This is a genomic window from Conexibacter sp. CPCC 206217, from assembly GCF_030646165.1.
Classification (GTDB): Bacteria; Actinomycetota; Thermoleophilia; order Solirubrobacterales; family Solirubrobacteraceae; genus Conexibacter.
The window spans coordinates 115,502-141,800 of record NZ_JAUTDO010000007.1; the positions used below are offsets into that span (position 1 = coordinate 115,502).

23 protein-coding genes are annotated in these 26,299 nt (G+C 72.8%); 16 read left to right on the plus strand and 7 right to left on the minus strand.

Translation table 11 applies throughout. The annotated features are described in order from the left end of the window. Positions 1–85 precede the first annotated feature (85 nt). Both Q7L65_RS19645 and Q7L65_RS19650 read left to right on the plus strand, forming a co-directional pair. Positions 86–703, plus strand: coding sequence for a hypothetical protein (locus Q7L65_RS19645; RefSeq protein ID WP_304723759.1), 618 nt, complete (start codon positions 86–88; stop codon positions 701–703). A gap of 61 nt (positions 704–764) precedes the next feature. Then, the gene (locus tag Q7L65_RS19650) at positions 765–2,441 is read left to right on the plus strand and encodes a cyclic nucleotide-binding domain-containing thioredoxin-disulfide reductase (protein ID WP_304723760.1); all 1,677 of its coding nucleotides are present in this window, start codon (positions 765–767) and stop codon (positions 2,439–2,441) included. Positions 2,442–2,502: 61 nt separating this feature from the next. Here Q7L65_RS19650 and Q7L65_RS19655 read toward each other — a convergent pair whose 3' ends face one another. The 4 genes from Q7L65_RS19655 to Q7L65_RS19670 are packed head-to-tail and all read right to left on the minus strand — an operon-like array spanning position 2,503 to position 6,710. Further along, entirely contained in the window at positions 2,503–4,014 is a 1,512-nt protein-coding gene (locus Q7L65_RS19655; RefSeq protein ID WP_304723761.1) for a metallophosphoesterase family protein, read from the minus strand. 31 nt (positions 4,015–4,045) lie between these two features. Beyond that, the gene (locus Q7L65_RS19660) at positions 4,046–5,338 is read right to left on the minus strand and encodes a thiolase family protein (RefSeq protein WP_304723762.1); all 1,293 of its coding nucleotides are present in this window, start codon (positions 5,336–5,338) and stop codon (positions 4,046–4,048) included. Continuing rightward, complete coding sequence (locus Q7L65_RS19665; protein ID WP_304723763.1) at positions 5,335–6,048, minus strand: 3-oxoacid CoA-transferase subunit B; 714 nt, start codon at positions 6,046–6,048, stop codon at positions 5,335–5,337. The genes Q7L65_RS19660 and Q7L65_RS19665 overlap by 4 nt, the downstream gene beginning before the upstream one ends. Continuing rightward, a complete protein-coding gene (locus Q7L65_RS19670; protein WP_304723764.1) occupies positions 6,045–6,710 on the minus strand; it encodes a CoA transferase subunit A in 666 nt (221 codons plus the stop codon). The genes Q7L65_RS19665 and Q7L65_RS19670 overlap by 4 nt, the downstream gene beginning before the upstream one ends. A gap of 70 nt (positions 6,711–6,780) precedes the next feature. On the opposite strand from Q7L65_RS19670, the gene Q7L65_RS19675 reads away from it, so the two are divergent. Continuing rightward, positions 6,781–7,701: a LysR family transcriptional regulator gene (locus Q7L65_RS19675; protein ID WP_304723765.1), complete on the plus strand. Its 921-nt coding sequence runs from the start codon at positions 6,781–6,783 to the stop codon at positions 7,699–7,701. Between the two features lie 21 nt (positions 7,702–7,722). Here the strand turns inward: Q7L65_RS19675 and Q7L65_RS19680 are convergent, their stop codons facing one another. Together Q7L65_RS19680 and Q7L65_RS19685 are read right to left on the minus strand one after the other, a co-directional pair. Further along, positions 7,723–8,670 (minus strand): TIGR03619 family F420-dependent LLM class oxidoreductase, encoded by a 948-nt coding sequence (locus tag Q7L65_RS19680; protein WP_304723767.1) that lies wholly within the window; start codon positions 8,668–8,670, stop codon positions 7,723–7,725. After that, the gene (locus Q7L65_RS19685; RefSeq protein WP_304723769.1) at positions 8,667–10,037 is read right to left on the minus strand and encodes an aspartate aminotransferase family protein; all 1,371 of its coding nucleotides are present in this window, start codon (positions 10,035–10,037) and stop codon (positions 8,667–8,669) included. The genes Q7L65_RS19680 and Q7L65_RS19685 overlap by 4 nt, the downstream gene beginning before the upstream one ends. 135 nt (positions 10,038–10,172) lie before the next feature. On the opposite strand from Q7L65_RS19685, the gene Q7L65_RS19690 reads away from it, so the two are divergent. The 8 genes from Q7L65_RS19690 (at position 10,173) to Q7L65_RS19725 (ending at position 18,358) form a co-directional block, all read left to right on the plus strand. Then, positions 10,173–10,904, plus strand: coding sequence for an SDR family NAD(P)-dependent oxidoreductase (locus Q7L65_RS19690; RefSeq protein WP_304723770.1), 732 nt, complete (start codon positions 10,173–10,175; stop codon positions 10,902–10,904). After that, positions 10,901–11,662 carry an SDR family NAD(P)-dependent oxidoreductase gene (locus Q7L65_RS19695; RefSeq protein ID WP_304723771.1) on the plus strand — a complete coding sequence of 254 codons (762 nt, stop codon included), beginning with the start codon at positions 10,901–10,903 and terminating at the stop codon, positions 11,660–11,662. The genes Q7L65_RS19690 and Q7L65_RS19695 overlap by 4 nt, the downstream gene beginning before the upstream one ends. Before the next feature lie 112 nt (positions 11,663–11,774). After that, entirely contained in the window at positions 11,775–12,578 is an 804-nt protein-coding gene (locus tag Q7L65_RS19700) for an IclR family transcriptional regulator (RefSeq protein ID WP_304723772.1), read from the plus strand. 316 nt (positions 12,579–12,894) lie between these two features. Then, entirely contained in the window at positions 12,895–14,541 is a 1,647-nt protein-coding gene (locus Q7L65_RS19705) for an ABC transporter substrate-binding protein (protein WP_304723773.1), read from the plus strand. A gap of 25 nt (positions 14,542–14,566) precedes the next feature. Next, positions 14,567–15,496 carry an ABC transporter permease gene (locus Q7L65_RS19710; RefSeq protein ID WP_304723774.1) on the plus strand — a complete coding sequence of 310 codons (930 nt, stop codon included), beginning with the start codon at positions 14,567–14,569 and terminating at the stop codon, positions 15,494–15,496. Next, positions 15,496–16,377: an ABC transporter permease gene (locus Q7L65_RS19715; protein WP_304723776.1), complete on the plus strand. Its 882-nt coding sequence runs from the start codon at positions 15,496–15,498 to the stop codon at positions 16,375–16,377. Before Q7L65_RS19710 ends, Q7L65_RS19715 begins: the two co-directional genes overlap by 1 nt. Next, positions 16,377–17,339, plus strand: coding sequence for an ABC transporter ATP-binding protein (locus Q7L65_RS19720; protein ID WP_304723777.1), 963 nt, complete (start codon positions 16,377–16,379; stop codon positions 17,337–17,339). The genes Q7L65_RS19715 and Q7L65_RS19720 overlap by 1 nt, the downstream gene beginning before the upstream one ends. Further along, positions 17,336–18,358, plus strand: a complete 1,023-nt coding sequence (locus tag Q7L65_RS19725) for an ABC transporter ATP-binding protein (RefSeq protein ID WP_304723778.1) — start codon at positions 17,336–17,338, stop codon at positions 18,356–18,358. The genes Q7L65_RS19720 and Q7L65_RS19725 overlap by 4 nt, the downstream gene beginning before the upstream one ends. Positions 18,359–18,435: 77 nt before the next feature. Here Q7L65_RS19725 and Q7L65_RS19730 read toward each other — a convergent pair whose 3' ends face one another. Then, positions 18,436–19,251, minus strand: a complete 816-nt coding sequence (locus tag Q7L65_RS19730) for an SDR family NAD(P)-dependent oxidoreductase (protein WP_304723779.1) — start codon at positions 19,249–19,251, stop codon at positions 18,436–18,438. A 60-nt stretch (positions 19,252–19,311) separates the two neighbouring features. On the opposite strand from Q7L65_RS19730, the gene Q7L65_RS19735 reads away from it, so the two are divergent. The 5 genes from Q7L65_RS19735 to Q7L65_RS19755 are packed head-to-tail and all read left to right on the plus strand — an operon-like array spanning position 19,312 to position 26,282. After that, positions 19,312–21,417, plus strand: coding sequence for a hydantoinase/oxoprolinase family protein (locus Q7L65_RS19735; RefSeq protein ID WP_304723780.1), 2,106 nt, complete (start codon positions 19,312–19,314; stop codon positions 21,415–21,417). Continuing rightward, on the plus strand, positions 21,417–23,171 hold the full coding sequence (locus tag Q7L65_RS19740; RefSeq protein ID WP_304723781.1) for a hydantoinase B/oxoprolinase family protein: 1,755 nt from the start codon (positions 21,417–21,419) through the stop codon (positions 23,169–23,171). The genes Q7L65_RS19735 and Q7L65_RS19740 overlap by 1 nt, the downstream gene beginning before the upstream one ends. Next, positions 23,168–24,139, plus strand: coding sequence for a thiamine pyrophosphate-dependent dehydrogenase E1 component subunit alpha (locus Q7L65_RS19745; RefSeq protein WP_304723782.1), 972 nt, complete (start codon positions 23,168–23,170; stop codon positions 24,137–24,139). Before Q7L65_RS19740 ends, Q7L65_RS19745 begins: the two co-directional genes overlap by 4 nt. Further along, positions 24,136–25,125: an alpha-ketoacid dehydrogenase subunit beta gene (locus Q7L65_RS19750; protein WP_304723783.1), complete on the plus strand. Its 990-nt coding sequence runs from the start codon at positions 24,136–24,138 to the stop codon at positions 25,123–25,125. Before Q7L65_RS19745 ends, Q7L65_RS19750 begins: the two co-directional genes overlap by 4 nt. Beyond that, a complete protein-coding gene (locus Q7L65_RS19755) occupies positions 25,122–26,282 on the plus strand; it encodes a 2-oxo acid dehydrogenase subunit E2 (protein ID WP_304723788.1) in 1,161 nt (386 codons plus the stop codon). Before Q7L65_RS19750 ends, Q7L65_RS19755 begins: the two co-directional genes overlap by 4 nt. Positions 26,283–26,299 lie beyond the last annotated feature (17 nt).

Genomic DNA, 26,299 nt, shown 5'->3' on the forward strand with positions numbered 1-26,299 from the left:
TGTCGGTATTCCCCGCGCGCTTGCGCGCGGTCCTTCTTTGAGCGACCGAACGCCCGCACGCCGCGGGCGACGGAGGTGCATGCAGATGTTGAAGCGAACGAAGCTCGCCGTGCTGGCGGGCATGACGGTGCTCACGCTCGCGTGCGCGGGCGGTGTGGCAGTGGCCGAGAGAGGCATCGGGATAACGCCGTTCGACCGGCTGCTGTCGGTGAGATCGCAGACTGGCGGCGTCAGATTCAGCGCGTTCCTCTTCACCGGGACATGCGACCTGACACTGGCCATAGCGATATTCCCGAGAACGTCGAAGCTTCCGCTCCATCCGATGGGCGGCGTCGACGGCGGCACGCTCGCCAATTGTCAGCCGGCGGGAGTCTCGGCGCAGGTCCTAAGAACGAGAACGATCACGTCGATCAACTATGTCGCCTTCCTAGGTAACCTACCGAACATAACGGGGATCCTAGTCCTGATACAGGAGCTGCAGTTCAAGTTCACAGTCCCCGGGATCGGTGACTGCCTATACAAAGGCAATCAGGCGGCGCTAATCGACTTCACCGCCGTGCCGGAGTTGGTCACGTTGCTAAATACAGCGGACTCGTTCAGCAAGCAGCCAGGCAGCGGCTTGCTGTGCCCGGCGACGGGGACGCTCAGCAGCGCCTCGCCGCTGATCATCCCTGACGGGCTCACCCTGGAGCTATTGGCCTGACGCAGACGCAGCGCCCCGCCGCGTCGCCTTTGGGCGGGCGCGGCGGGGGTATCCTCGAAGGATGGCGACGACGCGCATGACGATGAGAACCGAGTTCCCCGACCTGGCCGACGAGGTTCTCTTCCCCCGGCTGTCCGACAGAAAGCTGGGGTGGCTGGCGGAGCGCGGCGAGCGACAGGTCTTCGAGCCCGGCGAGGTGCTGTACGAGCACGCCGTCCGCAACGCGCCGTTCTACGTGATCGAGCGCGGCCGCGTGGAGATCGTCGAGCGCAAACCCGGCAAGGACGTGCACGTCTCCGAGGCCGACGCCGGCACCTACATCGGCGACATCGCCGCGTTCACCGGCGAGCCGACGATCAGCGCCTGCGTCGCGATCGAGACGACCGAGGTGATCGCGTTCTCGCGCGAGGGGCTGCGCGACATGGTCGCGCGCTGGCCCGAGTTCGGCGAGCAGATCTTCCGCACGCTGCTGGCGCGACGCGCCTGGCACGAGGCGGAGGGCCACGGGATCATGCGCCTGATCGCCCCGCGCGGATCGCGTCGCGCGCACGAGGTGCGCGACCTGCTGGAGCGCAACCTGCTGCCGGTCCGCTTCTACGACGTCGACACCGACGAGGAGAGCGCCGACTTCCTCAGGTGGCTCGACATCCCGCGCGAGGAGACGCCCGTGCTGGTGCACGCGGCGAGAGTGATGCGCAACCCGTCCGCCGCGCAGGTCGCGCGCTCGCTCGGGCTGCGCGCCGACGTCGACGACCAGCGCTTCGACCTCGTCGTGCTGGGCGCCGGGCCGGCGGGCCTGGCGGCCGCGGTCTACGGCGGCTCGGAGGGACTCAGAACGCTGGTCGCCGAGGCGTGGGCGCCCGGCGGGCAGGCCGGCACGAGCACGCGGATAGAGAACTACCTCGGCTTCCCGAGCGGCATCTCCGGCGTCGAGTTGACGCGCAAGGCGACGCTGCAGGCGCGCCGCTTCGACGCCGTCCTGTCGAGCTTCCACAGAGCGGTCGAGCTGGCCGACGGCCCCGAGGGCCTGGTGCGCGTCGACCTCGACGACGGCCAGCACGTGCTCGCGCGCACGGTCGTGATGGCGACCGGCGCGCGCTGGCGCGAGCTGCGCGCGGACGGCGTCGAGCGTTTCCGCGGCGCCGGCGTCTACCACGCCGCGATGGCCTCCGATGCGGAGCGCTGCCGCGGCGAGGACGTGATCGTCGTCGGCGGCGGCAACTCCGCCGGCCAGGCGGCGGTCCACCTCGGCACGCGGGCGCGCAGCGTGCGGATCGTCGTGCGCGGCGAGGCGCTGAAGTCGACGATGTCGCACTACCTCGTCGACCGCATCGAGCGCTCGCCGCAGATCGAGGTGATGACGCGCACCGAGGTCGCGGCCGTGGACGGCACCGCGACGGTCGAGTCGGTCGTCCTGCGTGACCGCGACGGCGCCGAGCAGAGAGTCGATGCGACGTCGGTCTTCGTGATGATCGGCGCCGAGCCGTGCACGGAGGCGACGACGGGGATGCTCGCGGTCGACCCCGCCGGCTACCTGCTGTGCGGCAGCGGCGCGGCGCAGGACGCCGGCTACCTCGCCTGGCCGCTGGGCGACCGCGAGCCGCACCTGCTGGAGACGGTCCGCCCGGGCGTCTTCGCCGCCGGCGACGTGCGCGCGGGCGCGGCGAAGCGGGTCGCGGGCGCGGTCGGCGACGGTGCCCTGTCGGTCCGCTTCGCGCACGACGTGCTGGCGGGGTAGGCGCCTCGCGCGACGCGCTCGCCGGCTGGGACGGACGCCGTCGCTGGCCGGCGGACGCCGCTCAGCCGCCGCTCTCCTCCTCCGGCGGCTGCGCCTCCATGTCGCCTATCCGCACCGGTCCCTGGCCGAGGCGGATGCGGTTGGCGGTCGTCTCGCCGGTGCTGGGGTCGAGCGTCACGACGTCGGCGGCGAGCGGCGCGAACGGCGCCTCCTGGTAGGTGAGGATCGCCAGGCTGGCGTTCTGCTGCTCGGCGAGATTGCCGGTGCCGCCGGCGCCGATCGTGCCGCCGTTGACCTCTGTCACGCCTCTGTCGGAGTCGACCGCCGGATGATGCGTGTGGCCGACGACGAGCAGCAGTTGCGACTCGCCCGGCGTGTCGCGCAGCTCCTGCAGCAGCGGCTCCACCAGCGCCGGCTCGTGCACCATCACGACGTCCACGCGATCGCGGATCCGCAGCAGCCAGGTGCGGAACGCCTGCTGCTGCGCGGGCGTGACGTCGGCGCCGCGGTCGCGGTAGCCGTCCGCGGCGCGGCGCTCGTTGGGACTCGAGTAGCCCGCGACGCGCAGGCCTCTGACGGTCGCGACGAGCGGGCCGTAGCGGCCGTTCGGGAGCAGCCGCCCGTGCTGCGTCAGCACGATCGCGCCGGCCTGCGCGAGCGCCCGCGAGAGCGTGTCGGAGTCGTGGTTGCCGGCCGTGAAGACGAACGGGGCGCCGCTGGCGACGACCGACCGCAGCACGCTCGTCTCCAGCGGCGAGCCGCGGTCGGCGAGGTCGCCGGGGAAGAGGATCGGGCCGCCCGCGGCCGCGCTTCTGAGCGTCGGCACGAGCAGGACGTTGTTGTGCAGGTCAGAGGCGACGACGAGCCGCGGGCGGTCGCGCAGGTCCGGCCGGGTGCCGGGCGCGATCACGAGCCGCGCGAGCCCGAGGATCTGGTCCTCGAAGCTCGCGCTGACCTGGTCCGGCGTGCGCACGGCGGCCTCGGCCGCCTCCAGCGCGACCGGGATGTCGCTGCCGTGCGCGTAGTAGGAGGGATCGGCCAGCTCGCCACGCGGCGCGACGAGGAACGCGACCGCCGGGATCCAGGCGAGCGCGACGACCGCGGCGGTGACGACCAGCCAGCGGGCGCGCACCTGGGTGCGCGGGCCGATCGCGGCCGCCGCGAGGCCGCCGAGCGCGAGCGCAGCGGCCGCTGCGAAGACCGCGAGCAGCTTCAGGTAGGAGGCGATCGCGTCGCTGGCCTCGGCGCGCAGCGGCTGGATCGCGGCACTGCCCTCGCGCGCGATCCGCGCGGCGGCGTCGCGGTCGATCGCCTGCACCTCGACCTGCAGCCGCGCCGGGAAGCGGACCCCGTCGAAGCGCACGCCCCAGTCCAGCAGCGGCACGTAGAGGTCGAGCGCGCCGGCGTGGAAGGGGCTGATCGAGAGCGAGATCGTGCCGGCCGACAGCCGTCGCTCGGCGGAGTAGGCCCATAGCAGCAGCACCCCGCCGAGCACCGCCGCGAGCGCGACGGCGAGCACCGCCGCGATCGCTCGCAGCGTGCTGCCGCCGGAGTCTCGCGCGGGGCGCCACATCTGTCTCCAGGCTAACGAGCCCGGTCGGGACTCAGTCCGCGACGCGCTCCACGACCATCGCGATCCCCTGGCCGACGCCGATGCACATCGTCGCGAGGCCGAACGTGACGTCGTCGCGGCGCTGCAGCTCGTGCACGAGCGTCGTGAGGATGCGAGCGCCGGAGCAGCCGAGCGGGTGGCCGAGCGCGATCGCGCCGCCGTTGACGTTGAGGCGCTCGTCCTCGGCGTCGAGGCTCCAGGCGTCCAGGACGGCGAGCGACTGCGCCGCGAACGCCTCGTTCAACTCGATCAGGCCCACGTCGGCGAGCCCGATGCCGGCCCGCTGCAGCGCCTTCGCGGTCGCCGGGATCGGCCCGATCCCCATCACGCGCGGCGGCACGCCGGCGGTCGCGCTCGAGCGGATCCGCGCGAGCGGTCTGAGCCCGTGCTCGCGTGCGTAGGCGGGGGAGACGAGCACGAGCGCGGCGGCGCCGTCGTTGAGCGAGCTGGAGTTGCCGGCGGTGACGGTCCCGCTGCCGTCCTTCACGAACGCGGGCTTCAGCGCCGCGAGCCGCTCCAGCGAGCTGTCGGCGCGCGGTCCCTCGTCGCGCGCGACGATCCGCTCGCCCTTGCGCTCGGCCACCGTCACCGGGATCAGCTCGGCGTCGAAGCGGCCCGCCTCCTGCGCGGCGAGCGCCTTCGCGTGGCTGTGCAGCGCGAAGCGGTCCTGCGCCTCGCGCGAGAGGTCGTAGGCGCGCGCGGCGGCATCGGCGTCGGCGGGATCCTCCGACGTGCCGGGCGCGACCCAGCGCTCGGCGACGAGGTTCTCGGCCGTCACGCCGAGCGGATCGGTGTGGCCGAGCTGCTCCATCCGCGGGTTGACGAAGCGCCAGCCGAGGCTGGAGTCGTACATCGTCGCGGGACCGTTCGGGAACGCCTTCGACGGCTTCGCGGTCACCCACGGCGAGCGCGTCATCGACTCGACGCCGCCGGCGACGAAGACGTCGCCGTCACCGAGCATCAGCGCCCGTGCCGCGACCGAGATCGCGTCGAGGCCGGAGCCGCAGAGGCGGTTGACGGTGGTGCCGCCGACGGTCTCCGGGAGCCCGGCCAGCAGCGCGGCCATCCGCGCCACGTCGCGGTTGTCCTCGCCCGCCTGGTTGACGCAGCCGAGCACGACGTCCTCGATCGCCTCGCCCGGCACGCCGGAGCGCTCGACCGCCGCCGCGACCGCGAGCGCCGCGAGGTCGTCCGGCCGCACCGCGCTCAGGGCGCCGCCGTAGCGCCCGATCGGCGTCCGCACCGCCTCGACGATCCACGCCTCGCCACGCTCGGTCCCGCTCATCGCTCGTCCTCCGTCTCGCTGCTCGTCGCTGCCGCGCCCACTGCCGCGGCAGGTGCGTCCGCGTCCGCCGCGCCGAGCGCGACCGCGAACGCGGCCCCGGTGTTCTCCGCGACCCACTCCTGCGAGGTGCCGGGCGCGATCTCGATCAGCGTCAGCCCGTCGGCGCCGGCCGCGAACGTCGCGTGCTCGGTGACGATCAGGTCGACGGGGCGGTCGGCCGTCAGCGGGAAGGTCGCGTCCTGCACGATCTTCGGCGTCCTGTCCTTCGCCAGGTGCGTCGTGGCGGCGATCACGCGCCGCGCGCCGACGAGCAGGTCCATCGCGCCGCCGACGCCGAGGATCGGCTTGCCGGGGATCGACCAGTTCGCGATCCGGCCGCGCCCGTCGAGCTGCAGCGCGCCGAGGATCGCGACGTCGACGTGGCCGCCGCGGATCATCGCGAACGACGCCGAGCTGGAGAAGTAGGAGGCGCCGGCCAGCTCGCTGACGGGCAGCTTGCCGGCGTTGACGAGGTTCGGGTCGACGGCGTCCGGGCCGGGCGTCGGGCCGACGCCGAGCATGCCGTTCTCCGTCTGCAGGACGACGTCGACGTCGTCCGGGAGGTGGTCGGCGACGAGCGTCGGGATCCCGATCCCGAGGTTGACGATCTCGCCGCCGCGCAGGTGCGACGCGACGCGGCGGGCGATCGCGTCGGAGACGGACTCGCTCATGCGGCGGCTCCTTCGGTGAGGACGAGATGGTCGACGAACAGATGCGGCGTGGCGATCTCGCCGGGGTCGAGCGCGCCGACCTCGACGATCTCGTCGACCTCCGCGATCACGGTCGTCGCCGCGGTCGCCATGTCGGGGTTGAAGTTGCGCGCGGTGCGCGCGTAGACGAGGTTGCCGGCGCGATCGGCGCGCGCGGCGCGGATCAGCGCCACGTCGGCCTTCAGCGGCAGCTGGAAGAGGTACTGCACGCCGTCGATCTCGCGCTGCTCTCTGCCCTCGGCCAGCAGCGTGCCGGCGCCGGTGCGCACGTAGAAGCCGCCGATGCCGGCGCCGCCGGCGCGGATCGACTCCGCGAGCGTGCCCTGCGGCAGCAGCTCGATCTCGATCTCGCCGGCCAGATGCGCCTGCACGACCTCGCGGTTGGAGGTGAAGTAGGAGCCGACGGCCTTGCGCACGCGTCTGCTCGGCAGCAGCCGCCCGAGCCCTCTGCCGGGCTCGCCGAGGTTGTTCGAGACGACCGTGAGATCGCCGGCGGACGAGCCGTCGACGAGCGCCGCGATCAGCGACAGCGGCGCGCCGACGAGGCCGAAGCCGCCGACCATGACGGTGTCGCCGGGGCGCACGCGCTCGACGGCCTGCGCGGCGGTGAGGACAGTGACCATGCTGTCAGCTTCACGCGCGGCGACTCATCTGTCCAATACTCGTTTGAGCCGTGTCGCATACTCTGAAGGTATGGACGTCGAGCTGCGCCACCTGCGCTACTTCGTCGCGGTCGCGGAGGAGCTGAGCTTCACGCGCGCCGCCGAGCGGCTGCACATCGCGCAGCCGCCGCTGTCGACGCAGATCCGCAAGCTCGAGCGAGAGCTGGGCGTCGAGCTGTTCGACCGCTCGCGCCGGGCGGTCGCCCTGACCGCCGCCGGCGACGTGCTGCTGGTCGAGGCGCGCCGGCTGCTGGAGCAGGTCGACCAGTCGCTGCGGGCGGCGGTGCGCGCCGGCACCGGCGAGGTCGGCCGGCTCGCGATCGGCTTCGTCCCGTCGGCTTCCAACGCCCTGCTGCCGAGCCAGCTGCGCGCGTTCCACGGCCGCTATCCGGGCGTCGAGCTGACGCTGCGCGAGATGGCGCCCGACGACCTCGTCGCGGCCGTGCTGGCCGGCGGCATCGACGTCTGCTTCCTCTACCTGCCGTTCGCCGACGAGCGGCTGCGCACGCGCACGGTCCTGCGCGAGCCGCTCGTCGCCGCGCTGCCGGCCGAGCACCGCCTCGCGGGCGGCCGGCGCAAGACGGTCGCGCTGGAGCAGTTGCGCGACGAGCCGTTCGTGCTGCCCGCGCGTCACCACATGCCGGGCCTCAACGCCGGCATCGTCGCCGCCTGCCGCTCGGCCGGCTTCGAGCCCGAGGTCGTGCAGCGCGACGTCTGGCTGCTGCAGACCGTGCTCGGCCTCGTCGCGGCCGGCCTCGGCGTGGCGCTGGTGCCCGCGTCGGTGCAGAACCTCAACCGCGCGGGCGTCGTCTTCCGCCCCCTGCGCGACGCCCACGCGCCGATCGAGATGGGCGCCTTCTGGCGCGCGGGCGACGGCTCGGCGGCGCTGGCGAACTTCGTCGCGATGCTGCCGACGGACACCAGCGACGGCGCGGCGAGCGAGCCCGGCTGACGAGCCGCGCCCGCGAGCGCGTCAGGCGCCGCGCGGCGACGGCCGCAGCGCCGCGCGCACCGCTCTCAACGTCGCCGCGACCGCCTCCAGCCCATGCCCCCACGGCGGCTCGACGATCAGCTCGTCGAAGCCGAGCCGCTCGACGGCAGCCGCGGCGGCCGGCAGCGCGCCGGCCTCCTCGGCGCTCGCGTGCAGCTTCAGCGTCGTCGTGAAGGGACGCGCCGCGCCACCGCCGCCGTCGCGCAATTGCTCGCGCAGCAGTTCCAGCCGCGCCGCGAGCCGCTCCGGATCGAGCTTGCCGACGTAGTCGAGCGCGAGCCAGCCGTCGCCGTGGCGGGCGGCGCGGCGCACGGCCGGATCGGTCATCCCGCCGACCAGCAGCGGCGGACCGGGCCGCTGCAGCGGGCGCGGGTTCAGCACCAGCGACGGCGCGACCGTCACCTCGCTGCCGGCGAACGCCGCAGGGCGCCCGCTCCAGCAGTCGCGCAGGACCGCGAGCATCTCGTCGAAGCGCGTGCCGCGCGTGCGGTGCGGGTAGCCGAGCGCCTCCATCTCGGCGGCGTACCAGCCGGCACCGAGCCCCAGCTCGAGCCGCCCGCCGCTGAGGCGGTCGATCGTCGCGGCCGTCTTGGCGACCTCCAGCACGGAGCGCTGCGGCAGCACCAGCACGGCGGTGCCGATCCGGCAGCTCGTGGTCGCCGCGGCCATGTAGGCGCAGCAGGCGAACGCCTCGTAGTAGTCGACCTCGGCGCTCCAGGTCGGTCTGCCGTCGTCGCTGTAGGGGTAGTCGTCGGTCGGCGCGTCGACCATCAGCAGGTGGTCGCTGACCCACACGGAGTCGGCGCCGGCCGCCTCCGCGGCCTGCGCCATCGCACCGATGCCGAGCGCGCCCGGCAGTTCGCCGGAGTTGGGGACGATCGCTCCGATCCGCATCCCGCCCGGCGCGCTCGTCTCGCCCGGCCCGCTCATTCCGCCGCGCTCAGCACGGCGCGCGTCGCCTCCAGCAGCAGCTCGACGTCGTCCTCGTCGTGGGCGCCGGAGGTGACGGCCGGGTGGATCGGCGGCCACAGCACGCCGTGCGCGACCAGCCCGAGCAGGAACGCGCGCGTGCGCTCCAGCTCCGAGCGCAGCACGTCGCGGCGGTTGCGGATCTCGCGCGCGCCGAAGTGGACCTGGAAGATCGAGCCCGCGCCGGTCACGACGGCCTCCTCGCCGTGCGCGTCCAGCTCGCGCTGCAGGCCCTCGCGCATCAGCTCGGCGATCGCGTCGGCGCGCTCCAGCACCGGCTCGTTCTCCAGCACGTCGAGCACCGCCAGCCCGGCCTCGATCGAGACCGGGTTCTCCGTGAACGTGCCCGACTGGAAGATCTTGCGCGCGCCCGCCTCGGTGCCCAGCGCCGCCTCCATCCACTCCGCCGAGCCGCCGAACGCGGCCAGCGGCATGCCGCCGCCGACGGCCTTCCCGATCGTCGCGAGGTCGGGCGCGACGCCGAGGTAGGCGGGCGCGCCGGCGAGGCCCATGCGGTAGGCGCAGAGGACCTCGTCGAAGATCAGCGCGATCGCGTGCCGCCTCGTCGCCGCCCGCACCGCCGCGGCGAACTCGCGCGTCGCGGGGACGGCGCCGCCGCTGGAGAAAGCGACCGGCTCCATGATCACGCCGGCCAGGTCAGCCGCGTGGTGGTGGATGATCTCGACCGCGGCCTGCACGTCGTTGAAGGGCAGCAGGATCACTCCGTCGAGCACGTCCGGCGCGAGCCCGGCGTAGTCGGCGACAGGCTCGGGTCGCGCGTCGCTGCCGGCGAGTCTGCGGCTGTGCGTGGAGACGAGGAAGGTGTCGTCGGAGCCGTGGAAGTTGCCCTCGCACTTGGCGATCAGCCTGCGGCCGGTGGCGGCGCGCGCGACGCGCACGGCGGAGCGGGTCGCCTCCGAGCCGGTGTTGGCGAAGCGCAGCCGCTCCAGGTACGGCATGTGACCGCGGATCCGCTCGGCCAGCAGCATCGAGCGCTCGATCGGCATCATCGGGTTCGTCATCCGCGCGACCTGCTCGCGGATCGCCTCCACGACCGCGGGATGACCGTGGCCGAGCAGCATCGGCCCGGCGCCCATCAGCAGGTCGACGTAGTCGTTGTCGTCGACGTCGGCGACGTGCGAGCCGCCCGCGGAGGCGACGAAGATCGGGAACGGGTCGAAGTGCTTGGCGGCGCCGCTCACGCCCTGCGGGAAGACGCCCGACGCCTGCCTCGAAAGCGCCTGGGAGCGGGTGCGGCCGGCGCGGTAGCGCGCCTCGCTGACCCGTGCCAATTCGCTGGTGGGGACGACGCCGGTTCGAGCAGGCATGGATTCCTCACTGGTTGTATCGCTCTGCGATATGCTGATTCGAAATAGAGGCTAGACGCCTCACGTCGCTGCCGTCAAGCGGTTCACAGCGACCGAGTCCCGTCCCGACGTGTCGTTGAGAACACCGGAGGTTCGATGAACGATCTGCAGGGCCACGTCGTCGCCGTCACGGGGACGAGTCGCGGCATCGGCGCCGGGATCGCGCGGCGGCTGATCGACGCCGGTGCCGCCGTCGTCGGCGTCAGCCGCAGCGGCGAGAGCCCCGCCGGCCTCGCCGACGACGAGCGCCTCGCGAGCATCCGCGCCGACGTGCTCGACCCCGACGCGCCGCGCACGATCCTCGCGGCCGCGATCGCCCGCTTCGGCCGCCTCGACGGCCTCGTCAACAACGCCGGCGCGCAGGTCCACGCGCCCTGCTGGGAGCAGACCGACGAGCAGTTCGACGCGATGCTCGCCATCAACCTGACGGCGCCGTTCCGCCTCTCGCAGGAGGTCGGCCGCCATTGGGTCGCGGGCGGGATCAAGGGCACGATCGTCAACGTCTGCTCGATCGAGGCGCAGGTCGGCTGGCTCGATCCGCCGCAGGCCGGCTACGCCGTCACGAAGGGCGGGCTGCTGGGACTGACGCGGGCGATGGCGCTCGACCTCGCACCGCGCGGGATCCGCGTCGTCGCAGTCGGCCCCGGCGCGATCGCGACCGAGATGGCGCCGACGGAGCTGCCCGACCTGCCGGCGCGGATCCCGCTCGGCGGCCGGCTCGGGACGCCGGCCGAGGTCGGTGACGCGGTCGCGTTCCTGTTGTCCGAGCGCGCCTCCTACGTGACCGGCGAGATCGTCTACGTCGACGGGGGGTACCTGCTGCCATGAGCGCTCAGCGATTCGAGGGCCGTCGCGCGCTGGTGACCGGCGCCGGCTCCGGCATCGGCCGCGCGACCGCGCAGCGGCTGATGGACGAGGGCGCCGAGGTGCTCGGCGTCGACCTCAACGAGGACGGGTTGAAAGCGACGTTCGCGGATGCGGAGGCGGGCGCGGGCCGCGGCGCGGCCGGCGGCGGCACGTGGGCCGCGCTCGACGTCGGCGCGCCGCAGGCGCCCGCGCTGATGCGCGAGCGCGGACCGTTCGACGTGCTCGTCAACGCCGCCGGGATCCTGCGTCGCCACGACGTCCTCGATCACCCGCTCGACGGCTGGGAGGCGACGCTCGACGTCAACGTGCGCGCGGCGTTCCGGCTCTGTCGCGAGCTGGCGCGCGAGCGCGTCGCGGCGGGAGCGCCGGGCGCGATCGTCAACGTCTGCTCGATCGAGTCGTTCACGGCGCTGCCCGCGCACGCCGCCTACACGGCGTCGAAGGCGGCGATCCTGATGCTGACGCGTTCGTTCGCCCTGGAGCTGGCCCCGCACGGCGTCCGCGTCAACGGGATCGCCCCGGGCGTGACCGAGACCGGCATGAACGAGCGCCTGCGCGCTGACGCCGAGGGCGCCCGCAGGCTCGCCGCCGGCATCCCGATGAGGCGCTTCGGCCGGCCCGAGGAGCAGGCCGCCGCGATCTGCTTCCTGGCCTCCGGCGAGGCGTCGTACATCACCGGCTCGGTGCTGGCGGTCGACGGCGGATGGCTGACGCGATGAACGCGACGGCTGCCGCTGGCGTGGGCGCTCAGGGGATCGTACGATGCGGTGGTGCGGGACGTGCCGCGCGCGCCGGGACCGGCCGGGACGTCGAGCAGCAAGGGGAGCCACGATGAGCGAGCGACACGAGATCGACCAGCGCTACTACGTCGAGACCGCGGCCCGCGCGCTGCAACTGCTGCGCGCCGTCGCGGCGCTCGACCGGCCGGCGTCGCTCGGCGAGATCGTCGAGGTGCTGGGTTGGAGCAAGCCGGCCGTCTACCGGCTCGTGCGCACGCTCGAGACCGAGGGCGCGCTGCGCCAGCAGGACGGCCGCGGCTACGTGATGGGGCCGGCGATGATCACGCTCGGCCAGGCTGCGCTGCGCGCGACGCGCCTGCCGGAGATCGCGCGCCCGCACATGGAGCGGCTCGCGGCCGAGCTGAGCGAGACGATCGTGCTGACCGTGCTCGACGGCGACGAGGTCGTCTACGTCGACCGGATCGAGGCCGACCAGCTGCTGATCCCGCGCACCCGCCTGGGCTCGCGCCTGCCCGCGTACTGCACCTCGACCGGGCAGATGCTGCTGTCCGGGCTCGACGACGACGAGGTCCGCCGGCGCGTCGCGGGGCGCGAGTTCGTGCAGCGCGCGCCGCACACGCTGAAGTCGATCGAGGAGCTGCTGGAGCGGCTCGACGAGACGCGCCGCCGCGGCTATGCGATCAACGACGAGGAGCTCGCCGTCGGCCATCGCGCGGCGGCCGCGCCGGTGTTCGACCACAGCGACAGAGTCGTCGCCGCGATCAGCGTCTCGGTGCCGTCGGCGCGCGTCGCGCTCAGCAAGCTGGAGCGCTTCGCGGTCGAGGGCCTGATGCCCGCCGCCGACGCGATCAGCTTCGCGCTCGGCGGTCGCTCCGCCGTGCTGCTCGCCGGCTGACCCGGGTCGCGGCGACGCGTCGCGCGCGCCGTCCGCGCGCGGCCCTCGCGACCCGCGTCAGTGCGCCAAGCGCATTGACGCGACTGCTCAGTCAGTATGAATCGGGGTATCGCTCGGCGATATCCCAACCCTCCACTGCGCTTGCAGGTTTTCTCGATCGGGAGACGCTTCTGCGGGTGATTCCCCATGAACACTGTGCCTATGGCGCAGTCCGCTTGTCCATCTGGCGCTTGACTCGTCTCCCATGGCTCGGATACGGTCACGGAACGAATCAGCGTATCGATCAGCGATACAACGAGCCCAGCGAGGAGCACGTATGCCACGCAGCAGTGCTGAGGATCGACAGGTCCTGACGCTTGCGCAGGAACTGCGGGACGGCCGGATCGGACGCCGTCAATTCATCGGGCGCGCGATGGCGTTGGGCCTCGGCGCAACGTCGATCAGCGCGATCCTGGCCGCGTGCGGCAGCAGCGAGGACGGGGGCGGCGGCGGAGGCGGCGCGGGCGGCGGCAGCGGCGCCGTCAGAACGGGCGTGGCGAACGCGATCGGCAAGTTCGACCCGCACAGCTGGGGCGGCTTCACCGCCAACATCGTCACCAACCACGTCTACCAGGGCCTCGTGCGGCTCGGCTTCGGCGGCCAGAGAATCGAGCCGGCGCTCGCGGCGTCGTGGGAGAACCCAGATCCGAGAACGTGGATCTACCACCTGCGCAGAGACGTCACCTTCCACGACGGCACGCCGTTCACCGCCGACGACGTCGTCTTCTCGACGCTGCGCAGCAAGAGAATCAGCTGGGGCACCTACGGCTGGACGAGCCTCGAGAGCGTCAGAGCACGCGACAGACACACCGTCGAGGTGAAGCTGCACCAGCCCGACTTCCGCTTCCAGTGGGCCTACTACTGGCCGCCCGGCGCGATCGTCAGCAAGGCCTACTTCGACAGAGTCGGCGAGACCGCGGCGACCAGCAGACCGGTCGGCACCAACGCCTTCAGATTCGTGCGCGCGTCGAGCAACCAGGTCGTGCTCGACAAGTACGACGGCTACTGGGAGGACGGCCTGCCGTACGTCGACCAGGTCGTGCTCGACGTGCTCGACGGCAGCACGATCGTCTCCAGCCTCAAGACCGGTGACGTGACGCTCTCGCCCGACGTCGACTTCGACCAGCTCGAGCTCGTCTCCGGCTTCGGCGACGTCGGCGTGAAGGCGAAGGTCGGCCCGCACATCGTCACCTCGTACCCGAACGTCACGAGAGCGCCGTTCAACGACGTCAACGCGCGCAAGGCCGTGATGGAGGCGCTCGACAACAGATCGGCGCTGTCGGCCTACCCGGAGCAGTACTACGAGCCGTCGGCCGGTGCGCTGATCCACAGATCGTTCGAGGGCAGCGCCTACGACCAGACCAACGCGATGTACACGGGCGACCTCGCGAGAGCGAAGCAGTACCTCGAGGCGAGCGCCACGCCGGACGGCTTCTCGGTCGACTGGCTCGTCGTCGCGACGCGCCCGCAGGAGGTCTCCGCCGTGCTCGGCGCGGCCGAGCAGCTCGGCAAGATCGGCATCAGAGTCAACATCAAGCAGCTGCCCGACGGCGACGTCTCCGCCGCGCTCTACAAGCGCCCGCGGCCGTTCGACATCGGCACCTACAACTGGCTCCACAACCAGCCGAACACGCTCGACCCGCTCGCCGGGATGCTGTCCAGCGCGAACCTCGAGTCCGGCAACTTCTCCGGCTACAGCGACAGAAGATTCGACAGACTCGTCAACGACGCCGTCATAACGACCGACGACGAGCAGCGCAACGCGAAGCTGAGACAGCTGCAGTTGATGGCTGCGGAGGAGGCGGTGCTGTTCCCGCACGGCTGGGACGCGATGCGCCGCGCCGAGAGCAACAGCATCAGAACCCCCGAGCAGACGATCCTCGCCGAGTGGGACGACTGGTACCGGACGTCGAGATGGGCCTGACAGCCGTCGGCGGAGGGGGCGCGGCATGACGACCCGCGTCCTCTCCGTCATCCCCGTCCTGCTGATCGCGTCGATCCTGATCTTCATCGCGATGCGCGTGCTGCCGGGTGATCCCGTCTCGGTGCTCGCGCAGGGGACGCCGATCACGCCGCAGCAGCGCGCGGCGCTGACGCAGGAGTACCACCTCGACGAGTCGATCCCGGCGCAGTACGTCGCGTGGCTGGGCAACGCCGTCACCGGGGACCTCGGCACGTCGCTGAAGTCCAACCAGCCGGTGACGGAGATCCTCGGCCGCGCGATCCCGCGCACGCTGCTGCTGCTGGCGGGCGCGTTCATCGTCTCGCTGCTGATCTCGCTGCCGCTCGGATTGCTGGCGGCACTGCGTGAAGGGAGACCGACCGACCAGCTCGTGATCAGCTTGACGATGCTGCTGTTCGCAGTGCCGTTGTTCATCACGTGCGTGCTGGCGATCTACGTCTTCAGCTACCAGCTCGACTTGTTCCCGGCGTTCGGTTTGGAGTTCGACTCGTTCAGCAGCGTCGTGCAGCACATGATCCTGCCGTGGATCACGCTCGGGCTGGCGCTCGTGGCGGCGCAGACCGCGACGTTGCGGGCCGGGCTCGTCGACGCGCTGCACCAGGACTACATCGTGATGGCGCAGAGCCGCGGGATCCCGTGGCGCACGGTGCTGCGCCGTCACGCGCTGCGCAGCGCGCTGGTTCCCGTCGTGACGCTGCTGGGCGTGCAACTGTCGTCGATGATCGTCGGCTCCGTCTTCGTCGACTACATCTTCGGCCTCGGCGGGCTGGGCAGCGTGCTCGTCAACGCCGTCAGCTTCCGCGACCTGCCGCTGGTGCAGGCGTCGGTGCTGCTGGTGAGCGCCTTCTTCATCCTCGCCAACCTCGCGGTCGACCTCGTCGCGGCACGGCTCGATCCCCGCTACGCGGTGCGCTGATGAGCGTCCAGGCCGCGCCCCACACCGCCACCGCCGCGCTCGCGCCCTCGCGCGCGCGGCGTGCGTTCGCGTTCGCGCGCACGCACAAGCTGCTGGTCGTGACCGGCGCGATCATCGTCTTCTACGTCCTGATCGCGCTGTTCGGGCCGCTGCTGGCGCCGTTCGATCCGAATCAGTCGCACCCCGGCGCGAACTACCAGGCGCCGGGCGGCGAGTACCTGCTCGGCACCGACAAGCAGGGCCGCGACGTCCTGAGCCGGATGCTCTACGGCGCCCGCTGGACGCTGCTCGGCGCGCTCGCGGTGATGCTGATCGCGGCGGTCGGCGGGTTCATCTACGGATTGACGACCGCCTACCTCGGCGGCTGGTTCGACCGCTTCTCGATGCGCCTCTTCGACCTCGTGCTGTCGTTCCCGCCGCTGGTGATCGCGATCGTGCTGGTCGCCAGCCTCGGGCCGGGGCTGCTGCCGGTCGTGATCGGGATCGGCGTCGGCTACCTGCCGTCGATCGCGCGGATCATCCGCTCGGAGGCGCTCGTGCAACGCGGCGAGCAGTACGTCGCCGCCGGGCGCGGGCTGGGCTTCTCCGGGCGGCGGATCGTCTTCCGCCACATGATGCCCAACTGCACCTCGCAGATCATCGTGCAGGCGAGCCTCAACCTGCCCTACGCGATCATCGACATCGCCGGCATGAGCTTCCTCGGCTTCGGCATCCAGCCGCCGACGGCGGACTGGGGCGCGATGCTCGCCGAGGGTCAGAAGTCGATCTTCTTCGCGTCGTGGCTGGTGCTCGTGCCCGCCGTCGCGATCGTCGTCTTCGTACTCACCTGGAACGTCTTCGGCGCGCAGCTGCGGCGCGCGCTCGATCCGAAGGAGGCCTGATGGAGCCGCTGCTGCAGATCCGCGACCTGTCGGTGGAGTTCACCGGCGCGCGCGGCGTCGACCGCGCGGTCGACGGGGTCAGCCTCGCGATCGGGCGCGGCGAGCGCGTCGGGCTGGTCGGCGAGAGCGGCTCGGGCAAGAGCGTGATCGCACGCGCGATCCTCGGCCTGACGCGGCCGCCCGGCCGCGTCACCGGCGGCGAGATCGTCTTCGACGGGCAGAACCTGCTGCACCAGTCCGAGGCCGACCTGACCGCGCTGCGCGGCAGCCGGATCGCGCTGATCCCGCAGGACGCGTCGCTCGCGCTCAACCCGGTGCTGACGATCCGCCAGCACATGACGGAGGTGCTCGAACGCCACACCGACCTCAACGCCGGGGCCATCAGAGAGAAGTCGCTCGCGACGCTGCGGCGCGTCGGGCTGGCCGATCCCGACCGCGTGCTCGGCGCCTACGGCGGCGAGCTGAGCGGCGGGATGAAGCAGCGCGTCGGGATCGCGCTGGCGCTGCTGTGCGACCCCGAGCTGCTGATCGCCGACGACCCGACCTCGGCCGTCGACGTGACGATCCAGGCGCAGATCCTGTCGGAGTTCCGCGACCTGACGACGCGTCTCGGCGTCTCGGTCCTGTTCATCACGCACGACCTGCGCGTCGTCGCCAACGTCTGCTCGCGCGCGGTCGTGCTGTACGCCGGCCAGGTCGCCGAGGCGGCGCCGCCGCAGGAGCTGCTGCGCCGCGGCCAGCATCCGTACACGAGCGCGCTCGTCGCCTGCCTGCCGTCGGTCGAGCAGCGCAAGTCGCCGCTGCCGGTCGTGGCGGGCGCGCCGCCCGACACGGTCGAGGCGGGCGACGGCTGCCGCTTCCATCCGCGCTGTCCCAACGCCTTGGAGCGCTGCACGCACGAGTTCCCGCCGCTGGAGCGTGCCGGCCACGACCTCGCCTGCTGGAACCCGGTGGCGGCATGAGCGCCGTGGCGGGCGAGACGCGCGCGGCGACCGACGTGCTGGTCGAGGTGCGCGGGCTGGTGAAGCACTTCCCGCTGCCGGCGAGAGGCGTGCCGGGCAGACGCAGACACGAGGTCGTGCACGCGCTCAACGGCGTCGACCTGGACGTGCGCAGAGGCGAGTTCATCGCGCTCGTCGGCGAGAGCGGCTCCGGCAAGACGACGCTGGCGAACTGCATCGCCGGCTTCCTCGACCCGACGGCGGGCGCGATCCGGCTCGACGGCTCGCCGCTGGTGGAGGCGCGCGAAGGACGCCGGCGCGTTTCGCGGCACGTCTCGCGACGGGCGCTCGCGCGCGACGTGCAGATGATCTTCCAGGACCCCAGCTCGGCGCTGAACCCGCGCCAGACGATCGCCTCGGCGCTGCTGGAGCCGCTGCTGGTGCACAAGGTGCTGGACAAGCGGGCGGCGCAGACGCGCGTGCGCGAGCTGCTGAGCCTGACGGGGATCCCGGCGACGATGGGTGGGCGCTACCCGCACGAGCTCAACAGCGGTCAGCGCCAGCGCGCGGTGATCGCGCGTGCGCTCGCGCTCAACCCGCGCCTGATCGTCGCCGACGAGGCGGTCTCGCGGCTCGACGTCTCGATGCAGAGCCAGATCCTCAACCTGCTGCTGGACCTGCACCGCGACCTCGGCCTGACGATCGTCTTCATCACGCACGACCTGTCGGTCGTGCGCCAGGTGGCGGACTCGGTCGTCGTGATGTACCTGGGGCGGATCATGGAGGCCTGCGCGGCCGACGTCTTCTTCGCGCAGCCGAGCCATCCGTACAGCAACGCGCTGATCGCCTCGACGCCGCGGATGCTGCGCGAGGACGAGCAGTTGCAGACGCTGGAGGGCGAGATCCCGAGCCCCGTGCGCCCGCCGTCCGGCTGCCCGTTCCACACCCGCTGCCCGCTCGCGGAGGAGCGCTGCACCGAGGCGGTCCCGCCGTTGGAAGACGTCGCCCCCGGCCACCGCGTCGCGTGCATCAAAGCGTGAGCGGCTTGGAGGCAGCGACGGACGAGGGAACGCGTGGGCGCGCGGCGGCTGCGAGCGCCGCCGCGTGCCCGCGTGCGTCAGTCCCAGTAGTGGCTGCTGGGCCAGCTGACGCCCATGCGCGCGCCCGCGCCGCCGTCGGCGACGAGCGTCGCGCCGGTCACCAGCGCCGCCTCCGGCGCGGCGAGGAACGCGATCACGGCCGCGATCTCCTCGGGCTGCCCGAGCCGGCCGCGGTCCTCGGCTCTGCGGCCGGCCTGCTCGGCGTCGCGCTGCGCGTCGCCCTCCTGCAGCAGCGCGGTCGCGACCGGGCCGGGGCAGACGCAGTTGACGCGGATCCCGTCCGGCGCGTGGTCGACCGCGAGGCCCTTCGCGAGCATCACGACGCCGCCCTTCGTCGCCGCGTAGGCGGTCCAGCGCGGCACGGCCGCGAACGCGACGTGCGAGGCGGTGAAGACGATCGCCCCGCCGCCGCCGCGGCGCATCGACGGGATCGCGTGCTTGGCGCAGAGGAACTGCGCCGACAGGTTGACCGCGACGACCGCGTCCCAGGCGGCGGCGTCGATCTCGGGAACCGGCATCACCGGTCCGCCGATGCCGGCGTTGGCGCAGAGGACCGCGAGCGGGCCGTCGAGCGCGTGCTCGGCGGCGGCGAACGCGTCGCGCACCTGGTCCTCGTCGCGGATGTCGCAGGCGGCGGCCCAGGCGGTCCCGCCGGCGGCGGCGATCGCGTGCGCCGTGGCGCGTGCGGCGGCGCCGTCGAGGTCGAGACAGGCGACGCGCGCGGACTCCGCCGCGAGTCGCAGGGCGGTCGCGCGACCGATGCCGGATCCGGCGCCGGTGACGATCGCCACGGCGCCCTCGAAGCGGGGCGCGAGCGGAGCTTGGTTGTCCATGACGACGTAGTGTACCGTTCAGCGAAGTCCTATATCGCTAAGCGATACTGAAGGAGACGCATGGTTCGTATCGGACTCGATGTCGGAGGCACATTCACGGACGTCGTCGCACTCGACGAGGCGACCGGCGCGACCGCGTGGTTCAAGGTGCCGACGAACGTCACGTCGCCGAGCGCGGGCGTGCTCGACGCGATCGCCGCGACCGGCGTCGCCTACGAGGACGTGCTGACCGTGCGGCTGGGGACGACGCTCGGCGTCAACGCGCTGCTGACCGGTTCCGGCGCCCCGACCGGGCTGATCACGACCGCCGGCTTCCGCGACGTGCTGGAGATCCGCCGCACGCACCGCAAGCACCTGTTCGACCTCGACGAGACGTTCCCGGCTCCGCTGGTGCCGCGCGACCTGCGGCTCGAGGTCTCCGAGCGCGTCGGCGCCGAGGGCGCGGTCGTCACGCCGCTGGACGAGGACGGCGTGCGGCGCGCATGGCGCCAGCTGCGCGCCGCCGGCGTTGAGGCGGTCGCGATCGTCTTCCTGTTCTCGTTCGAGAACCCCGCGCACGAGCAGCGCGCCCGCGAGATCGTGCTGGAGGAGGGCGGCGCCCAGAGCGTCTTCATCTCCTCCGACGTGCTCCCGTCCTACCGCGAGTACGAGCGCACCTCCACCACCGTCGCCGCGGCGCGGATCGCGGGGACGGTCGAGCAGTACCTGCACGACCTCGGCGACGAGCTGAAGCAGCGCGGCCTGCGCGACGGGCGCCTCTCGATCATGACCAACTCCGGCGGCGCGCTGTCCTCCTCGACCGTCGCGCAGCTGCCGATCTCGACGCTGCTGTCGGGGCCTGTCGGCGGCGTCGAGGCCGCCCGCCGGCTGGCCGGCGACGTCGGCTGGCGCGACGTGCTGACGCTCGACATGGGCGGCACCAGCTGCGACGTCTCGGGGATCGTCGACGGGATCCCCGACGAGCGCCTCGACATGGAGATCGACGGCCACACGATCAGCTACCCGACCTACGACATCGAGACGATCGGCGCCGGCGGCGGCAGCATCGCGTGGATCGACTCCGGCGGCTCGATGCGCGTCGGCCCGCGCTCCGCCGGCAGCCGCCCGGGCCCCGCCTGCTACGGCCGCGGCGGGATCGAGCCGACCGTCACCGACGCCAACCTCGTGCTCGGCCGCTACGACACGAAGGCGCTGCTGGGCGGCAGCGTCCACCTCGACAGAGAGCTGGCGCGGGCCGCGATCGAGACGCACGTCGCCACGCCGCTGGGCATCTCCGTCGAGCAGGCGGCGGCCGGCATCATCCGGATCGTCAACGTGCTGATGACCAACGCGGTCCGCACGATCTCCGTCGAGCGCGGCCGCGACGTGCGCGACTTCACGCTCGTCGCCTACGGCGGCGCCGGCCCCGCGCACGCCGCCGAGATCGCCCGCGAGCTGGGGATCCCGCGCGTGCTGGTGCCGCCGTTCCCCGGCTGCGCCTCGGCCTTCGGCGCCGTCACCTCCGGCAGCCGCCGCGACTTCCTGCGCACGATCGCGCGCAGCGTCGAGCGCGTCGACCTCGGCGCGGCCGGCGCGCTCAACGCGCAGCTGCGCGCCGACGCGCACGCCGCGCTGAAGGACGAGGGCTTCGACGACGAGCTGGTCCACGTCGAGACGTGGCTCGACGTCCGCTACGAGGGCCAGGCGCACGAGCTGAGCGTCCAGCTCGACGACGCGGCGCTCGACGGCGACGCGCTTGCCGCCGCCGTCGGACGCTTCCACACGCTGCACAGAAAGCTCTACGGCCACGCCTTCCACGACGTCCCAGTCGAGCTGGTGAACCTGCGCGTGAAGGGCTTCGCGCGCCACCCGGACCCGGGCATGTGGTGGGACTGGGAGCGGATCTACGCCGACGCCCCGCGGCTGGCGCCGCAGCGGCGCGTGTGGGTCGAGGGCGACGGCGACTTCGTCGACGCGACGATCGTGCGCCGCGACGGGCTGGCGCCCGGCGAGCTGCTGGAGGGGCCCGCGGTGATCCACCAGGTCGACGCGACCGTGCTCGTCCCGCCCGGCTTCACCGCCGAGGCGCTCGCCGGCGGCAGCCTCGTGCTGACCGACCGCGAGCACGGCAGCGCCGCGCCGGGCCGAGCCGCCGCCGTCCGCCGCGAGCCCGCCGAGGTGGCGTGATGAGCGCGACCAGCCGCGACCCGATCACCACCGAGGTCATCCGCCACGGCCTCGCGGCCGCCTCGCGCGAGATGGGCGTGACGCTGCGCAAGACGTCGTGCTCGCCGATCTTCAACGAGGGCAACGACTACTCGTGCGGGATCTTCGACGCGCGCGTGGAGCTGATCAGCCACGGCGAGTTCCTGCCGATCCACCTCGGCTCGCTGCCGTTCTCGGTCCGCTACGCGATCGACGCGTTCGGGCTCGACGGCTTCGAACCCGGCGACGCCGTCCTGCTGAACGACCCCTACCGCGGCGGCTCGCACCTGCCCGACGTCACGATCGTCTCGCCGATCTTCGCCGACGACGAGCTCGTCGGCTTCGCCGCCAACCGCGCGCACCACCTCGACGTCGGCGGCACCGTCCCCGGCAGCTTCTACTCGCACGCGACCGAGAACTACCAGGAGGGTCTGCGGATCACGCCCGTGAAGCTGCAGCACGCCGGCGTCGTCGACGAGCACCTGCTGGAGCTGGTGCTGAACAACTGCCGCCTGCCGCGCCAGATGCGGATGGACCTGCAGAGCCAGATCTCGGCCAACACGACCGCGATCGTGCGCGTGCGCGAGCTCGTGCAGCGCTACGGACTGGAGACGTTCGACGGCGCGGTCGACGCGATCCTCGACGCCTCCGAGCGGCGCATGCGCGCGGCGATCTCCAGCTGGCCCGACGGCGACTACGAGGCGTCGGACTACCTCGACAACGACGGCATCAGCGAGGAGCGGCGCGAGATCCACGTGACCGTGCGGATCCGCGGCGATGCCGCCGAGGTCGACTTCACCGGCAGCTCGCCGCAGAGCGCCGGCCCCGTCAACAGCGTGCTCGGCTACACGCACGCGGGTGTCTACATGACGTTCCAGGCCGCCAGCGATCCGGACATCTCGCCCAACAGCGGCTGCTACCGGCCGATCTCGATCGTCGCGCCGCAGGGCACGATCGTCAATCCGCGCTTCCCGGCCGCCTGCACCGGCGGCAACGAGGTGACGCTGATCATCCACAACACGGTCTTCCGCGCGCTGGCGAAGATCCCCGGCGGCAGGCCGCACGTGATGGCGTGCGACCAGGGCTCCTCGAACAACCTGCTGATCGCCGGCTCGGACCCGCGCACGGGCGAGCGCTACGTCCTCTACGAGTACCCGGAGGGCGGCTGGGGCGGCAACCGCGACCGCGACGGCCTCAGCGCGACGTTCTCGATCGCCGGCAACACCTGGAACATCCCGGTCGAGGCAGTCGAGCGCCGCTTCCCGATCCGGATGGAGTGCTACGAGCTGTGCGAGGACAGCGGCGGCGCCGGCATCCACCGCGGCGGGCTCGGCGTGCGGCGCGACTACCGCGTGCTCGACCACACCGCCGAGCTGTCGCTGATGGGCAACCGCGCGCTCGTGCCGCCGTGGGGGCTGGACGGCGGCGGCGAGGGCGGCAGAGCCGACTACCTGCTCGACGCGGACACCGACGCCGAGCGCCCGGCTGCCCCGAAGCTGCGCTCGAAGGGCACGATGATCGCGCTGGAGCCGGGCACGGTCGTGACGCAGGTGACGGCCGGCGGCGGCGGCTGGGGGGACCCGGCGCAACGGCCGCCGGCACGGGTCGCGCAGGACGTGAGACTCGGCTTCGTGAGCGTCGCCGCGGCGCGCTCGGAGTACCGGGTGGCGGTTGACGAGCGCGGCTTGATCGACGTCGACGAGACCGCGCGGCTGCGCGCCGGGGGAGAGGCATGAGCACGACCAGCACCACCGCCGAGCGCGAGGCGGTCGTCCTCGGGCTCTACCGTCAGATGGCGCGCATCCGCCGCTTCGAGGAGGTCGCCTACCGCGCCTACGAGACGGGCGAGGTGACCGGCACGATCCACGCCTCGATCGGCCAGGAGGCCGTCGCGGCGGGCGCGATCGCCGCGCTGCGCCCCGACGACCTCGTCTTCACCCATCACCGCGGTCATGGCCACGCGCTCGCCAAGGGCGTCGACCCCGCGCGCCTCTTCGGCGAGCTGATGGGGCGCTCCAACGGCGTCTCCGGCGGCAAGGGCGGCTCGATGCACGCGACCGACGTCGCGGTCGGCTTCCTCGGCTCCTACGCCGTCGTCGGCGGTTCGATCCCGCTCGCGGTCGGCGTCGCGCTGGCGGCGCGGCGGCGCGGGCAGGACGTCGTCACGGTCGCGTTCTTCGGCGACGGCGCCGTCAACCAGGGGATCCTCTACGAGAGCTTCAACCTCGCGCAGATCTGGTCGCTGCCGGTCCTGTTCGTGTGCGAGAACAACGGCTACGCGATCAGCGTGCCGAGCGGCTACTCGACCGCCGGCTCCGGCGTGACCGAGCGGGCGCGGGCGTTCGGCCTGCAGGCGCGCACGGTCGACGGGCAGAGCGCGGTCGAGATGCACGCCGCGACGAGCGAGCTGGCGCAGCTCGCGCGCGACGGGCAGCCGGGGCTGCTGGAGGCGATCACCTACCGGCTCGTCGGCCACTCGCGCGGCGATCCGGCGCACGGGCTCTACCGCACGCAGGAGGAGTGGGACAGCTGGAGCGAGCGCGACCCGCTGAGCGTCCACGCACGTGCGCACGCGCTCGACGACGCCGTGCGCGAGCAGATCCACCAGGAGGCCAGAGAGCAGATGGACGCGGCATTGCAGACCGCGCGCGACGCGCCGCCGCCGGCGCCCGAGGAGGCGACGAGCGAGGTGTGGGGCCCGTGAGCGCGACCGCCGTCACCGTCTCCTACGCGGAGGCGATCCGCCGCGCGATGGCGGCCGAGATGGAGCTGGACGAGACGATCACGCTGCTCGGTCAGGACATCGCGATCGGCTTCCCGTTCGGCGTCACGCGCGACCTGATCGAGCGCTTCGGCCCCGAGCGCGTGCGCGACACGCCGATCTCCGAGGCCGGCACGATGGGCTGCGCCGTCGGCGCCGCGCTGCACGGGATCCGCACCGTCGTCGAGGTCGACTTCTCCGGCTTCCTGCTGCTCGGCTTCGACCAGCTCGTCAACAACGCCGCGAAGCTGCGCTACATGAGCGCCGGGCAGCTGCGCGTGCCGCTGGTGGTGCGCGTCGGACAGGGGCCGCTCGGCTCCTTCGGCGCGCAGCACTCGCAGGCGCTGCACGGCTGGCTGGCGAACGTGCCGGGTCTCGCCGTCTGCGCGCCCTCCAGCGCCCAGGACGCCTACGACCTGATGCGCTGGAGCCTGCGCCAGCCCGATCCCGTCGTCTTCGCCGAGGACATGCGGCTGTACCGCCGCGAGGGCGAGCTGGTCGAGCACGCCGACGAGGTCTCGCTCGGCGCGCGCGTGGTGCGTCCGGGGCGGGACGCGACCGTGATCGCGTTCGGCAACGGCGTCTCGCTGTCCTTGGCCGCGGCCGACGCGCTCGCGGCCGACGGGATCTCGCTGGAGGTGCTCGACCTGCGCACGGTCGCGCCGCTCGACGTCGCCGCGATCGCCGCCAGCGCGCGCCGCACCGGGCGCGTGCTGTGCATGTCCGACGACCCGCTGCTGGGCGGCTTCAGCGCGACGCTCGCCGCGGTCGTCTCCGAGCATGCCGGCGACACGCTGCGCGCGCCCGTCGCGCGGCTCGGCAGCCGCCACGCGCCCGCGCCCTACAACGCCGAGCTGGAGCGGCGGATCTTCCCTTCCAGCGAATCGGTCGAGGCCGCCGTGCGCGGCCTCGTGGAGGTGGGCGCGTGAGAGACCTGACGATGCCGCAGCTGGCGCTCGGCGCCGAGGAGGTCGTGCTCGTCGGCTGGCTGTGCGAGGTCGGCGAGGGCTTCTCCGAGGGCGACCCGATCGCGGAGATCGAGACCGACAAGGCGAAGATGGACGTCGAGGCCCCGTTCGACGGCGTCCTCGTGCAGCAGGTCAGCAGCGACGGCGACACCGTCGAGGTCGGCGCCGTCTACGGGCGGATGGTCGACGTGGGGGAGGACGTGGAGGCGGCGCTGGCGGAGGCGGCCGCACCAGAACCCTCCCCAGCGGTCGCGGTCGCGCCGACACCAGCGCCCGTGGCGCTTGCGGCAGCGCCCGCGATCACACCTCCCAGTCCCGCGGCGGAGGATGGTCTCGTACCCTTCCTCGTCGTCGAACACGGAGAACTGGCAGGGATTCCGCGTCCGGGCTGGACCCGCACCGCGGCAGCTCCGCTCGCGCTGGTACCTCCCTCCGATCCGGCCCCCGCGCCCGCGCTCGTCGACGACCCCGCCTCCTCCGGCACCTACGCCGCGCGCAGGCTCTCGCGCCGCCGGCTCGCGATCGGGCGGCGGATGGCCGCCGCGACCGCGATCCCCTGCTTCGTGCTGCAGCGCGAGATCGAGGCCGGACCGGCGCGGCGTGCGGTCGCGGCCGCGCGCGAGGAAGGCCACGCCGTCACGTTCACCGACGTGCTGCTGCGCGCGATGGGCGCGGCCGGCGCGGCGCATCCCGCGGCGAACGCGTGGGTGCTGCCGTCCGGCGAGGAGGCGTGGGAGTTCGAGCACGTCGGCGTCGCGCTCGCGGTCGACGTGCCCGGCGGCGTGACCGCGCCGGTCGTGCGCGGCGTGCAGCGGCTCGACCTGAGCGAGATCGCGACCGCCCGCGCCGACCTCGTCACGCGTGCGCGCGCGGGCGAGCTGGCCGTCGAGGAGCTGACCGGCGCGACCGTGACGCTCTCCAACGTCGCCGGCCTCGGCGTGCACGCGATCACGCCCGTGCTGACCGTCCCGCAGAGCGTCGCGATCGGCGTCGGACGTGCGCGCCCGACCGCCGCCGGCGAGCTGCTGACAGTGACGCTCGTCGCCGACCACCGCCAGCTCGACGGCGCCGACGGCGCGCGCTACCTCGAGACGCTGGCGACAGCGCTCGCCGGCTGATCCCCCGAACACCTGAC